Origin of the sequence: Glaciimonas immobilis, assembly GCF_011947285.1 — a bacterium.
Classification (GTDB): domain Bacteria; phylum Pseudomonadota; class Gammaproteobacteria; order Burkholderiales; family Burkholderiaceae_D; genus Glaciimonas; species Glaciimonas immobilis.
On the sequence record NZ_JAAOZT010000016.1, the window covers coordinates 20,158 to 33,480 of the forward strand.

Sequence of the window (13,323 nt, forward strand, 5' to 3'; positions counted from 1 at the left end):
AAACACTATCGTCTGCTTTGCTGCAGTGTTCAAGCTAACAAATCATCTGTGCTCGCGGTGTTTCTTCGTTACCGTATGTTCTGGCTGCAGCAATTATCAGCAGCCATCCAGTCGACGCTAGCGATCAAGGCTAAGAATTAAGGCTAAGAATCAAGGCTAACAATCAAGGCTAAGAATCAAGACTAAGAATCAAGGCTAACAATCGACGGTATTAAAATAAAAGGCGCAGTCTTTGCCGCCACAGGACTACCCTAACGCTTCCGCATGCTCCACCATTAGCTGAACTTTGGTGACACCGTTAAACTCATTGGCATCAAGCCGAAACGCCACCTTTGCCTTGCCGCCGAGGGCATCGGTGTGACCGAACCAGATTGCATCATAACGTACACCATTTCTTTCCAGCAGGAGTTTGAGGTGCTTTTCTTTCAGAATACGCTGACTGATTATTCTGAACTCATCGCAAAATACCGGGGGTGCAAAACCCTGTCCCCATACTTGTCCTTCCATCTGTTCGATAAATTGCGTGGTGTAATAGGCATCTTCTAGCGGGCCGTCGGTTTCAATGACGCGTTCAAGTTGATGTTTGCCTAACCACGCGCTGCCAACCTTTTCAAACGCGGCAGAAAAGGTATCGAAGGCATCGGCGCGTATTGTCAGACCAGCAGCCATCGCGTGACCCCCAAATTTTTCGATCAGACTGGGCGCATGTTTGGACACTAAATCCAGCGCGTCACGTAAATGGAACCCCGGGATCGAACGACCAGAGCCTTTGATCATACCGTCGCCGCCCGGTGCGAACGTTATGGTCGGGCGAAAAAACTTATCCTTTAAGCGTGACGCAACGATACCGATCACACCCTGGTGCCATGAAGCGTCAAATACGCTGATCGTGTTGCTGTCCGCCGGACTGAAATTGTCGAGTAGCGCGAGCGCGGTATCCTGCATGCCGGATTCAATCTCACGCCGTTCTTTATTGATGCCGTCCAGCTCTTGCGCAATAGCCCAGGCCCGGCCTTCATCGTCCGTCGTGAGGCATTCGATACCCAGCGCCATATCGGCCAGTCGGCCCGCAGCATTCAGGCGTGGACCGACAGCAAAGCCGAGGTCGAATGGCGTGGCGCGGCGTGCTTCTCGTCCAGCCGCACGGAATAGAGCGGCGATGCCGACGTGCATCCGTCCGGCCCGCATGCGTTTCAGGCCTTGCGCCACCAGAATTCGGTTGTTTGCGTCCAGTTTAACGACATCGGCGACAGTGCCAAGCGCTACCAGATCAAGCAGGACATCCAGTTTTGGTTGCGTCTGCGCATCGAATATGCCGCGCTTACGCATTTCTGCACGTAACGCCAGCAATACATAAAACATGACGCCGACCCCGGCCAGATTTTTGCTGGGGAAGCCGCATTCCGGTTGATTGGGATTAACGATCACGCGCGCGGCGGGTAAGGTATCTGCTGGCAAATGATGATCGGTGACCACTACTTCGATCCCGCGCCGGTTGGCTTCGGCTACGCCATCAATACTGGCGATACCGTTGTCAACGGTCACGATGATGTCGGGCGATTTTTCGCGCGCGGTCAGTTCGACTATTTCCGGGGTCAGGCCATAGCCGTACTCAAAGCGATTCGGCACGATGAAATCGACGTTTGCGCCCAGCAAGCGCAAACCGCGCAAGCCGACCGCACAGGCTGTAGCGCCGTCGCAGTCGTAATCGGCAACGATGACCATTTTCTTTTTCGCGGTAATCGCATCGGCCAAAAAGCTGGCGGCGGCACCGATGTGTAATAAACCGCTGGGCGCAATCAATGCGCTTAATTCACTTTCGAGTTCTTTAACATCGAGCAGACCGCGGGCAGCATATACGCGTGCCAAAACCGGATGAATACCGCTTTGGCGCAGACGTTCGGAATCGCGAAACGGATAGGGACGGGTGACGATGCGGGTCATTCTGCGGCCTCGGTTGCGGCTGATTGTTCGGTTGTTTGCACGGCGCCTGTAAATGTCGCTTTCAACGATGGCTTGACCCAGAATTTTTTGAGCGAAAGCGATGTTGTGGTCGAGGTGCCGATGCGCGTATTGTCGGTAAATGTTAGCGTTAATTGTTTGAGCTTGCCGTTTTGCATGGCCAGCAGTAAGGGATTAAACCAGTTACGTTCCATTGCCTGAAATTGTTGTATCCACTCGGACCATTCGCCGGTAAGTGCTGGCGCGATTAAATAGTCGAGTAACAGAAAAGCACGTTCGCCAGGCGTATTTACGATTTCTTCGACGGTGCCGCTGTTTTGGCCGGAGGCGAGGGGCCTGTGATCAAAAGCGCGCAGCCAACCGTGCAGATTGAAGGCATGACTATAATATTTTGGCGTACTAGTGGAGTCAATCGGCGGGACGCTCGCGCCGCCCCATAACCATAGTGAATTGACGGCTTGTTTGCCGCTCATGGCCCGTTGTTCGTTCAGGCTATTTTCGAACCATTGCATTTGTACTTCGTTTTGTAGTTTGCGCCACGCGCGATCACCTTGTCCGTGCGGCATCCAGATATCGACGTTGTGTCCACATGCGGCATCGGGGGTCGCCGTGTTCAGGTGTTGCCAGTCATCTGCGCGCATAAACCAGGTGTTGGCGTCGCCGTACAATAAGGTGCGGCGGTCTTCGACGAAAAGCGGCTTTGCCTCTTCAAATAGAAAGCGCGACTCTTGTTCCGATAACGATATCTGCCGAATATCGGTTAATACCAGATGATCGCGCGCGACATGGATGTGTGCCGGATGTAGTATGAACCAATGTCCCTGATCAGTATCCAGTCCGGCGGCGCGCATGGCGGCAATCGCCACGGGCGGACTGGAGGACGGCTTGTCGGTTGAGTTGGTGCCGACGTCGTTGATAAAGTTGGTATTTAGGTTGGTATTTGCGCCGCTACTAAAGACTGTACTTAAGCCAAAGCGCTGCGACAGCCACACTTCATGTGGCAACGCTCGGGCAAACTCATCCATTACCTGTTGATGTTGACTACCCCCTTTAGCGCGCGCGACCAGCGTGGCAAGAGCGGGCATGTTTAGTTCACGCAATATATCGCGTGTTAGTTCCGTGGGTGGCAGGCCAAAAGGCAGCAATATGTCGAGATGGTTCATGCCCGAATTGTAGGGCATCTCGGGACCGGAAGCATGGAAACCCATCGCCTTCATACTGTTACTGGCGAATTCTGTGAATTTTCCTATACTGATATTTTGTAGGAGAAAACCATGTCGCCAGAGTTGATCATCGATATGTGGAGTCGTACCAATCATCAAATGCCACGTGTTACTTTAGAGGACATCATAGAGATGTTAGCCACGGAGATTGCTAAAATTTCCGATAAGTTGTCAGAAGAGGAGCTTTATCGCATGATTGCGGTGGGTGCTTTGTTGTATCAGCGCACTCACAAAGAGATGGGCAGTGTAAGCGCAGATGCTTTGTTCAGGAAGTCCACGTACCGAGGCGGTAGCGCCTAGTCGGGCGTCTGGCGCTATAGACACTTTTATTTCTGTTGGTTTTTGCTTGGCAATGAATAAAATAATATTTAATAATAAAAAATAATGCCAAGCAAGAAATAATCAATAATCAATAAGTAATAATCGATAGGAGTTACTACCGGAAAGGGCAACTCCGTTCGAGGTGCAATTGATTGCGCTAAATTTTTGCTCGGAGTCCGTCAGTCCCTTGCTCCCATAGTCAGGTAGCGGCCATCTCCGCCACGGCGCTAATTTAAGGCGCCACACTGACTCACGCATGTACCCGGGGAAACGTGATTCTATTTTATTAATTTTTACCCATCCCAAAGGGCAAATACCTCTCAAATGAACGTAAATTGATCATTAAGTGTTTGATTTCGTTACAAACGATATAAGGCCTTCTGAAATATGGCAAACTGCTGGCTGATTTCGGGAGCCTGGCATTGAGCATTTTAAAAAATTTACCGTTTGAGTGGCTGGTCGGCATACGCTATACGCGCGCTGGCAAACGCAGTGGCCGTAACAGTTTCATTTCGTTTATTTCATTAATATCAATGGCGGGTATCGCCCTTGGTGTGGCCGCACTGATTGTAGTGCTGTCGGTAATGAACGGATTCCAAAAAGAAGTACGGGACCGAATGCTGTCGGTACTGGCGCACATCGAAGTATTTGATGGCTCAGGCGAAATGCCGGACTGGGAAGAAGTCGCCAAACAAGCTTTCAAGAACAAAGAAGTGATTGGCGCTGCACCTTATGTGGAGGCGCAAGCGATGCTTACCCGCGATGGCGAGGTGCGGGGTGTCGGCATCCGCGGTGTCATGCCAGCGGAGGAGCCGAAAGTCTCCGATGTGACCAAACAGATCAAAAAGGGTGATTTTAATGCGCTGAAACCGGGCGAATTTAATATCGTTCTCGGTAGCGAGTTAGCGCGTGGGCTGCATGCCGGTATCGGCGACAAGGTGACCATGCTGGCACCGCAAGGGCAGGTAACGCCCGCAGGCGTGGTGCCGCGTCTGAAGCAATTTAATGTTGTCGGCATATTTGAGGCGGGCCATTATGAATTTGACTCGTCGCTCGCGTTCATTCAGATGGAGGACGCAGAAAAAATGTTTCGTCTTACCGCGCCTTCTGGTTTGCGTCTGAAGCTTGTTGACATGTTGCGCGCACCGGAAGTCGCCCAGCAGTTGGCAACGACCATGCCGGCAAATCTGTATTTACGCGATTGGTCGCAACAAAATAGTAACTGGTTTGCGGCGGTCAAAACCGAGAAGCGCATGATGTTTATCATCCTTACGTTGATCATCGCCGTGGCAGCTTTTAATCTCGTGTCAACACTGGTAATGACCGTAACAGAGAAGCAGGCCGACATCGCTATCTTGCGCACGCTGGGGGCATCGCCGCGTTCGATCATGAAAATTTTCATGATTCAGGGCGCACTGGTGGGATTGATCGGTACTGCGCTAGGCGTGGGTTTTGGAGTATTTGTGGCGCTAAACATCGATGTCATAGTCCCAGCGATAGAGCACGCGCTGCATGTTCAGTTTTTGCCTAAAAGTATTTATGTGATTAGTGAGTTGCCGTCTGATTTGCGCTGGCCGGACGTCTGGACTATTGGCGGTGTGGCCGTTATATTGGCTTTTGTTGCAACGTTGTACCCAAGCTGGTGGGCTGCACGCGTGAAGCCAGCGGAGGCGCTGCGGTATGAATAATTCTGTCAATCCTCACAATAACGGACAACGCATGAATGAAATAATCTTGTCGAGCCGCGGCTTGGGAAAAACCTTTACCCAGGGCAGCTACTCGGTCAAGGTGCTGAGCGGTATCGATATTGATGTTTGCAAAGGTGAACAAGTCGCCATCGTCGGTGCTTCTGGCTCCGGTAAGTCGACCTTGTTGCATTTGCTGGGCGGGCTGGACACACCGACCACCGGAGGCGTCACGTTGTTGGGCAAGGATTTAAGTAATTTGGGCGAAAAAGCGCGCGGTGATCTGCGCAATACAGCGCTCGGTTTCGTCTATCAATTCCACCACTTGCTGCCTGAGTTTTCTGCCCTCGACAACGTGGCCATGCCGTTGATGATACGCCGCTTAAGTCGCGCCGACGCCCAAGAGCAAGCCCACGCGGTGTTGTCGCGGGTTGGCCTGGCTAAACGTGTAATCCATGTGCCGGGTGAGTTATCCGGCGGTGAGCGTCAACGGGTGGCACTGGCGCGAGCGTTGGTTACGCAGCCCGCTTGTGTGCTGGCCGATGAGCCGACGGGTAATCTGGATCGTGCCACGGCGCAGATGACATTTGATCTGATGCTGGAATTGTCAGAAACGATGGGGACCGCCTTTGTCATCGTGACACATGATATTGAACTGGCGCGCCGCTGCGGACGTATTTTGCGTTTGTCTGAAAATGGTTTGGAGCCGTATGTTGATTAACCAGATGTCCTGTAAGGACTATGGAGATCAGCAACAATTAGCAACGATCAGCAGCAATCCGCAACGAACAGTAAGAATCAGTAAGAATTAGTATCGACAATTCGGATCACTGGCGGAATGGCGTGACCGCCAGGTTCTGAGTTATCAATGCGATGGCTGAGTGCCAGCCCACAAGCGCAAACGTCGCACTTCACAACCCAAAGCGCGAGTGTTCAAATCGTGGATCCGGACCATTCTCTAGCTTGGCGACGATACCGGTTTTATCAAAGTACACCGTCATCAGAGAATTCCACACGCCGCTTTCCTTAAAGCCATAATTCCAGCCCTCAAGTTGTACGCGGCTATAAAATACTGTGTTCAGCGGATGCCCGACAAGTCGCAAAACGTCCTCTTTATTCGCCTGACCAACCTTGATTTTCGCAAATTGCTCGAGAGTCAACACTTGCTGATACGAAATCAAATGTCCATCCGGGCCGATTCGCGCCATGTGGGTCTCCTGACCAAATGCACCTTGATCGTATTCTAATAGTCTTTCGTTGCCATTTTGATAGGTTGCGTTGGGTCTGCCGAGGCGACTTATTACCTGAGATTCCGGATCGCCGGGATTGACAGGGATGGCACAACCAGCGACGGCTATTACAGATATAAGTAGAAGCAGGGTACGGTAACGGTTTTTCATGATCGGTTTCCTAAGGTAAGCTTGGATGGGCGTTTATATGGCGCAACGGATCGCTGAAGTCTCGGATGGGCCTATATAATCACTTTATACTGCGGTCTTCAGGAGCGCCAATATTCACCTGCGGTCAAGACGGCTGATAATTTTTAGACGTTTTCAGTAACTATATAATAATGCTTATGCGACATATACGTCACCGACCGTTCAAAATGCTAAGTAATTGAATGCACGGACAATTTGCTATATACTGCGCCCTTGGTCTATGTGGGCCAAATTTAATTGTATTCACGGTATATGGGGTTTCTACTCTATACACCGCTTGTGAAAGGTAAGTATGACTATCGTAAAAACAGCAAAAGCCGCTATTGTCGCTGACAATGCACGCGCGCAAAATGATACTGGTTCGCCAGAAGTGCAAGTCGCTTTGTTGACAGCACGTATTAACGACCTGAATGGTCACTTTAAAGCACACGCTAAAGATCATCATTCCCGTCGCGGTCTGATCATGATGGTAAACCGTCGTAAGAGCCTGTTGTCTTACCTCAAAGGTAAAGACTTGAACCGTTATCGCTCGCTGATTGAAAAACTCGGTTTGCGTAAATAATAGGCTTGTCATCGATCTTCAATATGTTGTTTCGTTATTTAGCGACGCTGTTGTTGCTCGGTCGATAGGTAAAATGCCTGCGTCAGTTTCTGACGCAGGCATTTTTGCTTTTGGCGAATAGTATTTGTGTCAGGTGCCAGCGCAGTAATTCGGATTTAACGTGTTTGCTGCTTAAAAGTGCCAAATGTTTTCATTAACAGGACGCTTGTTCTCCGAAAGTTGTTTGTATTAAGATGTTCATTCACTCCCAAATGTAGTGACCCGAACGTCTGTGGTGAGGTGAACGACAGCCCCTGAAAATCTGTCGGCAAAATTAGAGAGGAAATATCGTGTTTAATAAAGTTACTAAGACTTTCCAGTACGGCCAGCATCAGGTAACGTTGGAAACCGGCGAAATTGCACGCCAGGCTTCCGGTGCAGTATTGGTATCCATTGAAGATACCGTTGTTCTGGCTACCGTGGTTGCACGTAAAGATGCCAAGCCGGGTCAAGATTTTTTCCCATTGACTGTTGATTACGTTGAAAAAACTTACGCTGCTGGTCGTATCCCAGGTGGTTTCTTTAAGCGCGAAGGCCGTCCTTCGGAAAAAGAAACACTGACATCGCGTCTGATCGATCGCCCGATCCGTCCTTTGTTCCCAGAAGGCTACATGAACGAGGTGCAAGTGATCATTCACGTGCTATCGGTCAATCCTGAAATCGATCCAGATATCGCTGCGATGATCGGTGCTTCAGCCGCACTGTCAGTCTCTGGCGTGCCATTCTCGGGCCCGGTCGGTGCTGCACGCGTTGGTTACATTAACGGTCAATACGTACTGAACCCAACCACGACGCAACTGAAGACATCGATGCTGGACCTGGTTGTTGCCGGTACGGAATCAGCCGTATTGATGGTTGAGTCGGAAGCCAAGCAATTGTCTGAAGAAGTGATGTTGGGCGCGGTTGTTTACGGCCATGAGCAGATGAGAGCGGTTATCGACGCGATCCATGAACTGGTCCGCGATGGTGGCAAGCCAGAAATTCAATGGAGCCCAGCGCCGAAGAATGAAGCGCTGATCGCCAGCGTGACAGATTTGGCAGAAGCCGATCTTCGTTTGGCCTATCAAACTAAAGATAAGCAAGCGCGGACCGCTCAGCTTAAAGATGCTGTGAGCAAAGTGCATGTTGCGTTAGCCGGAATCGCAGCTGCGAACAATTCTCCAGTCCCGGATAGCTCCGAAGTCGGCAACATTATTTTTGATCTGGAAGCCAAAATCGTTCGTTCGCAGATTCTGGATGGCGAGCCACGTATTGACGGTCGCGACACGCGCACTGTGCGTCCAATCACAATCCGTACCGGCGTATTGCCACGTACCCACGGTTCCGCGTTGTTTACACGCGGCGAAACGCAGGCGTTGGTTATTGCAACGTTGGGTACTGCCCGTGACGAGCAAAAAATTGATGCGTTGATGGGTGAGTACTCGGATCGCTTCATGCTGCACTACAACATGCCTCCGTTCGCTACTGGCGAAACAGGCCGTGTCGGTACACCAAAGCGCCGTGAAATTGGTCATGGTCGTCTGGCTAAACGCGCATTGTTGGCGGCATTGCCAGCACCGGAAGACTTTAGCTACTCCGTCCGTCTGGTATCAGAAATTACTGAGTCTAACGGTTCATCGTCGATGGCTTCGGTCTGCGGCGGTTGTCTGGCACTGATGGACGCTGGTGTGCCGATGCAAGGCCACGTGGCAGGTATCGCCATGGGTTTGATCAAAGACGGTGGCAAGTTCGCTGTATTGACAGACATTCTGGGCGATGAAGATCACCTTGGCGACATGGACTTTAAAGTCGCTGGTACTGCAAACGGCATCACTGCGTTGCAAATGGATATCAAAATCCAGGGTATCACCAAGGAAATCATGCAAGTCGCTTTGGCGCAGGCTAAAGTCGGCCGTATCCATATTTTGGGTGAGATGGAAAAAGCAGTGCCAAGTGGTTCCCAATCGGAATTGTCTGACTTTGCTCCACGTCTGATTACCGTCAAGATTAATCCGGAAAAAATCCGCGATGTAATCGGTAAAGGCGGCGCGGTTATCCGTGCATTGACTGAAGAAACAGGTACACAGATCGACATCAGCGATGAAGGTGTTGTCACCATCGCTTCGGTTGATGCTGCTGCCGGTCAAGAAGCCAAACGTCGTATCGAAGAACTGACTGCATCAGTGGAAGTCGGCAAGGTATACGAAGGTACAGTATTGAAGTTGCTGGACTTCGGCGCGATTGTTCAGGTGTTGCCGGGTAAAGACGGTTTGCTGCACATCAGCCAGATTGCTAACGAGCGCGTCAATGCGGTCGCTGACTATCTTAAAGAAGGCCAGCAAGTCAAAGTTAAAGTACTTGAAACCGACGACCGCGGTCGTTTGAAATTGTCGATGAAGGCTGCAATAGAAGCTGGCGATGTTGCGCCAGTGGCTGCACCTTCACCTGCTGCGTAATAAGCTGATTTAACTTAGCTTCCTTAAAACCGTCCTTGATGCCATTGTGTCGAGGACGGTTTTTTTATTGCCTGAAATAAATACGGAATATTTGGTAACGTTAGATGCCTTCAGATCAGTCGGCGACGGAATGCAATAAAGCCCAATTAAAGGCCAGCTAAAGGCCAACTAAAAGCCAACGATAGCCGATAGGGAGCCGATAGGGAGCCGATAGGGAGCCGAACCGGGTCCAGCATTTAGTACACAAACAACGTCAGCAAGCACTATACAAATAAAAAAACCGTCCAGCGATGCGTCTGGGCGGTTTTTTGTCTCGTGGAGGAGTCAGACGAGGCCTATTTTTAGCCTCCTGCGCTCATACCGTCCTGAATTGCAGGCGATAATCAGTCAAAAACAGGTGACTCAACACCCAGGATTTTGTGCAGTTTAGGCGACGTTGTGGTGTATTGCATGTGAATCTTCTTGTCAGGGAAGATATACGGTGCAGCACCAAACGCAGCTAACGCGGCTTCATGGAAACCGGACAAAATTAACTTCTTTTTACCCGGATAAGTATTGATGTCACCAACCGCAAAAATACCCGGTATGTTGGTCTCAAATTTCTCGGTATCGACAACCTTCAGTTGCTTGCGTTCAATGTCAAGGCTCCACTCTGCGATAGGGCCGAGCTTGGGCGACAGACCGAAGAATACCAGCAAAGTATCCAACGGCATGCGACGGGTCACGCCATCGGGACCGGTAACCTTGATTTCTGAAAGTTTGCCATCTTTGACTTCATGCCCGGTAACTTGACCGACCAAAAACTGCATTTCCAGGTCTTCGCAAAGCTGCTTCATTTTAGCAACTGAAGCAGGTGCTGCGCGGAAGTCTTCACGGCGATGCAACAGCACGACGGATTCTGCCTTGCCAACCAGATTGAGCGCCCAATCCAGCGCAGAGTCACCGCCACCGCAAATCACCAGATTTTTGCCATGGAACTGAAGTGGATCTTTGACGCGGTAAAATAATTGCGAGTCATTGAACTGGTCAATACCTTCGCTCTTGATTGTCCGTGGCTGGAACGATCCAACGCCCGCAGCGATAAAGATGGTCTTGGTGATGAACCGGGTGCCGACCGAGGTTTCTACATTAAAGCGGTTATCTTCACGGCGCTCGACGACGGTAACTTCCTGACTAAGGTGGAAGGTCGGATCAAACGGCGCAATTTGTTTTAACAAATTGTCGGTTAATTCTTGTCCGGTGCAAACCGGTACCGCAGGAATGTCGTAAATTGGCTTGTCGGGGTAGAGTTCCACGCATTGACCGCCGACGACCGGCAGCGAGTCTATGACGTGAGCTTTGATCTCAAGCAGACCCAGTTCAAACACTTGGAACAGACCAACCGGTCCAGCGCCGATAATGACGGCATCGGCTTCTATCGGCGGGTTGTTGCTATTGTTGATAATGGTGAGAGTAGATGCATCAATCTTGGCGCTGGTTTCCATACGACTATCTGATTCCTGTTTGGGTTGGGTCCCCCAATCGTTGTTGTATATGCAATGTTGCAGGTACAGTGACGATTAGTATTAAATGTTTCGGCTTAAGCGATGCTGTATTGCCTGCACCGTTGTGCCCTGCTATTTCCTGCATTGATCGCATTTTTTGGCTACCGATCTGCTGCGGGGGACGCTGACTTCGCAGCGATCGGTATGAGGCTAAAAATAGGCTAATAATGTGGCTAAAAACTAACGAAAAATGTGAAAAAATCGGATCTCAGTGATTATTCGCTAAAATTCGCTACTTAGCGCTTTAGTAAATGCAACTTGATAGTGACATCTTTGAAGTCGTCAGCATCTGGTAGCGGCGGAATGGTTTTGGTAATGGACGGCCAGAAACGCGACAGGTCTTCATTTAACTTGATGAATTGCTGTTGATCGGCAGGAACATCTTCCTCTGCATAGATCGCGTTTACAGGACATTCGGCAACACAAACGGCGCAATCAATGCACTCATCCGGATCGATGGATAAAAAATTCGGGCCTTGGCGGAAACAATCAACCGGGCAAACATCCACGCAATCGGTATAGCGACAGCTGATGCAAGATTCGGTCACAACGTGGGTCATAACAACAGTCCAATCTGTAAGTGTTACTTGTAGCGGTAGCGAGCCTTGGTTACGCTGAATATCTGGCGCTGAAATCTCACCTGAGCATCTCATTCGATAAGCGCATTTGAGAATCGGCGTAACCGGTCGAGCATAATGCGGGCGCGCTCGTAGATGCAAAGCACTGTATTTTAAGGTAATTCGGTAGTTCCTACAAACCCCGGTTATATAGAATTCACATAAGGATATTCACTATTTAGCTTTAGCCCGAAATGTAGGGGGTTTTTTGCAAATCGGCTGACCAGTTCGCCTGGTCGGAATGTGCCTCATATTGCTTTATTACTCATACTTTTTCAGGCCCGCCGCGGAGCGAGCATAACAATAAAACGCCTTGCCGGTTGCAGACGAATGATAAATTAGCTAGTGTGTCAGCTTTTGCATCCCTTTCACTGTTGCGAATGGCGTCGAAAAGTTATGGCATCCCACACCGAAGGTTCTACCAAGGCGATTTTTTACGCGTTAGGCGCAAATGGCGGTATCGCGTTGGCTAAATTTGTCGCAGCACTATTTACCGGCTCGGGCGCGATGCTAGCTGAGGCAATCCATTCTTTGGCAGACTGTACTAATCAGGTTTTTTTGCTAATTGGATTAAAAGAGGCGCAAAGACCAGCAAACGACTCACACCCGATGGGCTACGCACGCGTGGTGTATTTTTGGGCCATGATGGTGGCGATATTGTTGTTTTTTGTTGGTGGCGCTTTCTCGGTCATGGAGGGTATCAAACACTTACGTAACCCGGAGCCGATTACCAATCCATGGGTAGCAATAGGTGTGCTGGGTATCTCGGTAGTCCTCGAAGCTTTCTCGTTACGTGGCGCGATGGTAGAGATTCGCAAAATTTCACACGGTAAATCTTTTTACAAATGGTTTCGTGAAACTCGCCAATCGGAACTAATGGTGGTGGCAGGCGAAGATATCGCCGCGTTAGCGGGGTTGGCGTTAGCATTTGTAGCCGTGGTCATGACAGTTTATACCGGCAATCCGTTGTGGGATGCTTGCGGTTCCATCGGGGTCGGTTTACTGCTGATGATCGTAGCTATCATTGTGATCCGGGAGGTCAAGGCGATGGTGACCGGCGAGTCAGCCACGCCAGAACTCCACGCTGCTATCAAGGCGCATATTGAAGCGCACCCCGAGATAGCCCATGTGATGAATCTGATTTCCATGCAATGGGGTCATCAGATCATGATTGCGGTGCAGGCCGAAATGCGACCACAGCCTTCAGATATCGCGCTGGTTGATGTAATCAATGAGATTGAAGCAGGTATTCAGTCGCGCTGGCCGCAAGTTTACTGGTGTTTTTTTGAGCCGGATCGCAGAAAGCCACCGGCGTCTGTCATTGAGTCGGAGTTGTCCAGTTATCCTTGAAACTAAAAAAGCTGCGCATGTGCGCAGCTTTTCGTTTTCACGCTGTGATCGCTTGCAAGCGATTACAGCAATGATGCCTGACTTTTCCAATAACTAAATACGGTCTTAGTTCTTAGATTGGTCAACCATCGCGTTCTGCTTGATCC

Annotated in this window: 10 protein-coding genes; 5 read left to right on the top strand and 5 right to left on the bottom strand. The window is 50.2% G+C overall.

The window, feature by feature from the left end; all coding sequences use genetic code 11:
* Positions 1 to 246 precede the first annotated feature (246 nt).
* Positions 247 to 1,944, bottom strand: coding sequence for a single-stranded-DNA-specific exonuclease RecJ (gene recJ, locus HAV38_RS19820; RefSeq protein WP_168057141.1), 1,698 nt, complete (start codon positions 1,942 to 1,944; stop codon positions 247 to 249).
* Complete coding sequence (locus HAV38_RS19825) at positions 1,941 to 3,281, bottom strand: hypothetical protein (RefSeq protein ID WP_184013488.1); 1,341 nt, start codon at positions 3,279 to 3,281, stop codon at positions 1,941 to 1,943. Before HAV38_RS19825 ends, recJ begins: the two co-directional genes overlap by 4 nt.
* A 647-nt stretch (positions 3,282 to 3,928) precedes the next feature.
* Between HAV38_RS19825 and HAV38_RS19830 the strand changes: the two genes are divergently transcribed.
* Positions 3,929 to 5,194, top strand: coding sequence for a lipoprotein-releasing ABC transporter permease subunit (locus tag HAV38_RS19830; RefSeq protein WP_168057142.1), 1,266 nt, complete (start codon positions 3,929 to 3,931; stop codon positions 5,192 to 5,194).
* Positions 5,187 to 5,912: a lipoprotein-releasing ABC transporter ATP-binding protein LolD gene (gene lolD / locus HAV38_RS19835; protein ID WP_168057143.1), complete on the top strand. Its 726-nt coding sequence runs from the start codon at positions 5,187 to 5,189 to the stop codon at positions 5,910 to 5,912. Before HAV38_RS19830 ends, lolD begins: the two co-directional genes overlap by 8 nt.
* 190 nt (positions 5,913 to 6,102) lie before the next feature.
* Here the strand turns inward: lolD and bamE are convergent, their stop codons facing one another.
* Entirely contained in the window at positions 6,103 to 6,591 is a 489-nt protein-coding gene (gene bamE / locus HAV38_RS19840; RefSeq protein ID WP_168057144.1) for an outer membrane protein assembly factor BamE domain-containing protein, read from the bottom strand.
* Positions 6,592 to 6,922: 331 nt separating this feature from the next.
* Between bamE and rpsO the strand changes: the two genes are divergently transcribed.
* Both rpsO and pnp read left to right on the top strand, forming a co-directional pair.
* A complete protein-coding gene (gene rpsO, locus HAV38_RS19845) occupies positions 6,923 to 7,192 on the top strand; it encodes a 30S ribosomal protein S15 (protein ID WP_168057145.1) in 270 nt (89 codons plus the stop codon).
* A 329-nt stretch (positions 7,193 to 7,521) separates the two neighbouring features.
* Complete coding sequence (pnp, locus tag HAV38_RS19850) at positions 7,522 to 9,666, top strand: polyribonucleotide nucleotidyltransferase (RefSeq protein WP_168057146.1); 2,145 nt, start codon at positions 7,522 to 7,524, stop codon at positions 9,664 to 9,666.
* 383 nt (positions 9,667 to 10,049) lie between these two features.
* On the opposite strand, the gene HAV38_RS19855 is transcribed toward pnp, so the two are convergent.
* Both HAV38_RS19855 and fdxA read right to left on the bottom strand, forming a co-directional pair.
* Complete coding sequence (locus tag HAV38_RS19855) at positions 10,050 to 11,150, bottom strand: NAD(P)/FAD-dependent oxidoreductase (protein WP_168057147.1); 1,101 nt, start codon at positions 11,148 to 11,150, stop codon at positions 10,050 to 10,052.
* Positions 11,151 to 11,446: 296 nt separating this feature from the next.
* The gene (gene fdxA, locus HAV38_RS19860) at positions 11,447 to 11,770 is read right to left on the bottom strand and encodes a ferredoxin FdxA (protein WP_168057148.1); all 324 of its coding nucleotides are present in this window, start codon (positions 11,768 to 11,770) and stop codon (positions 11,447 to 11,449) included.
* Between the two features lie 453 nt (positions 11,771 to 12,223).
* On the opposite strand from fdxA, the gene HAV38_RS19865 reads away from it, so the two are divergent.
* Positions 12,224 to 13,177, top strand: coding sequence for a cation diffusion facilitator family transporter (locus HAV38_RS19865; protein WP_168057149.1), 954 nt, complete (start codon positions 12,224 to 12,226; stop codon positions 13,175 to 13,177).
* The last annotated feature ends 146 nt before the right edge of the window (positions 13,178 to 13,323 follow it).